Annotated in this window: 2 protein-coding genes; one reads left to right on the plus strand and one right to left on the minus strand. The window is 67.9% G+C overall.

Going from position 1 to position 2,168, the window contains the following annotated elements; translation table 11 throughout:
* Nucleotides 1-31: 31 nt before the first annotated feature.
* Nucleotides 32-1,162: a magnesium and cobalt transport protein CorA gene (locus ACFTWF_RS27690; protein WP_378464338.1), complete on the minus strand. Its 1,131-nt coding sequence runs from the start codon at nucleotides 1,160-1,162 to the stop codon at nucleotides 32-34.
* A 304-nt stretch (nucleotides 1,163-1,466) separates the two neighbouring features.
* Here ACFTWF_RS27690 and ACFTWF_RS27695 point away from each other — a divergent pair, with 304 nt between their 5' ends.
* Nucleotides 1,467-2,162 (plus strand): 3'-5' exonuclease, encoded by a 696-nt coding sequence (locus ACFTWF_RS27695; protein ID WP_378464339.1) that lies wholly within the window; start codon nucleotides 1,467-1,469, stop codon nucleotides 2,160-2,162.
* The last annotated feature ends 6 nt before the right edge of the window (nucleotides 2,163-2,168 follow it).

Here is a 2,168-nt window from a genome sequence, read left to right on the forward strand (position 1 = left end):
CGGCTGCGGACCGATCCTCAGCCGGCCGGCCTCACAGCCAGCCCCGGCGTTTGAAGATCGTGTACAGCCCGGCGCAGGTGAGCATCATCAGCGACAGGGCGAACGGATAGCCACCCGCCCAGTGCAGTTCGGGCATGTGGTCGAAGTTCATGCCGTAGACGGTCCCGATCAGGGTGGGCGCGAAGAGGATCGCCGCCCACGCCGACACCTTCTTGATCTCCTCGTTCTGCGCGTAGCTGGCCTGCGTCAGGTTGCGCATCTCCTCGTTCTGCTCCTGCGACACGAGGGTGGCGTTGACGGTGAGGATGTTCCCGAGCAACTGCCGGAAACCGTCCGCCCGCTCGACGACCACGGTCGCGTGGTCGGTGACGTCCCGCAGGTAGCGCTGGAGTTCCTCGTCGGTGTTGTACTTCTCGAATCCATCCGACAACCCCCGCAGCATCCCGAGCAGCGGCCTTGTGGCCCTCTGGAATTCGATGACCTCGCGGGTGAGTTCGTAGATGCGCCGCGACACGCCGGGCGCTCCGCTGAACACCTCGGTCTCGATCTCGTCGATGTCGTTCTGCAGCCCGGCGATCACCGGCGCGTACCCGTCGACCACCGCGTCGAGGATGGCGTAGAGGACGGCCTCGGGTCCGAGCCGGAGCAGGTCCGGATTGTTCTCCATCCGCCTGCGGACCGCCGACAAGTCGGGAGATTCACTGTGCCGGACGGTGAGCACGAACGTCGGACCGCAGAAGACGTGCAGCTCACCGAATTCGACGCGCTCCGTCTCGTCGCAGTACCGCGCGGCGCGCAGGACCACGAACAGCGTCTTGCCGTACCGCTCGAGCTTGGGTCGCTGATGGGCGACGATCGCGTCCTCGACGGCCAGCTCGTGCAGATCGAATTGTCGTGCTGCCGCGTACAACTGGGCGTCGTTCGGCCGATACATCCCGATCCACGCCATCGACGACGAGTCCGGAAGATTCCCGAGGGCCTCCGACAGCGTGGCGGGTGTGGCGGTCTTCCGGCCGTCGCGGTAGACGGCGCTGTTGACGACGGTCTCCTCGGCCGGCGTCGGCTCGAGGGGCCGGCGCGGGGCCGCATGACCGGCGGCGGCGTCGGACAGCCCGGCGGAGCGGCTGGGCAGGAGGGAACGGATCGGGCGCAGCTGAGGCATGGCACGGTGCTTTCGAGGAAAGTGGGCAGCGCGGAACTGCGCTGAGGAACACGGACCGTGAAACCGTGCCCCTACCGGTGGAACGGTTTCAGTTGGTACTCGGAGGTCGGCTTCTCATCGGATGCCACACCTCCTTGCTCTCTCGAAAAGGCAGCTCACGACGTGGGCGAACTGCAGACCGCAGGACACGATACCCCCGGCGACCGGCCGCGACAACCTGGGATGTCTGCCGTGTCGGTCCCGGATCCGGCGCGTCGGGCGGCAGATACTGGGCCGGCACCGAATCACCACCGAGAGGCCCCTGATGACCAGCTGGTCGGACAGACCGATCTGCGCGTTCGATCTCGAGACGACGGGGCCCGACCCCACCGATGCCCGCATCGTCTCCGCGTGTATCGCCCTCGTCGACGCTCACCACTTCGAGTCGCGAACCTGGCTGCTCGATCCGGAGATCGCGATCCCGGACGGCGCGTCGGCCGTGCACGGCATCTCCACGGAGTACGCCCGGGCCCACGGACAGGACTACGCCACCGGGTACGGCGAGATCCGCGACGCCCTGTACGACGCGTGGACCCGGGACTTCGCCGTCGTCGCGTTCAACGCGTCGTACGACCTGACCGTCATGCACACCGAGGGCATGCGCCTCGGGCGTCCCGAACTCGTCACCGGCGTCGTCGTCGACCCGTACGTCATCGACCGCGAGATGGACCGGTACCGCAAGGGCAGGCGCACCCTGGGGGCGGTGTGCGAGCACTACGGCATCGCGCTGGAGAACGCCCACGAGGCGGAGGCCGACGCGGTCGCCGCCGCGCACCTCGCCCGGACCCTCGCGCAGGAGTACCCGAACCTGCGGGCCCTCGACATCATGACCCACCAGGCCGACTGGCATGCCGACCGCCAGCGCGACTTCGCCGACTACCTCGTCCGGCAGGGACAGGACGCATCGGATGTCAACGGCGAGTGGCCGATCCGCGGTCTCACACGGTTCCGCATCGCCTGACCGGGG

The organism is Rhodococcus sp. NPDC056960 (assembly GCF_042674125.1).
Classification (GTDB): Bacteria; Actinomycetota; Actinomycetes; order Mycobacteriales; family Mycobacteriaceae; genus Rhodococcus_F.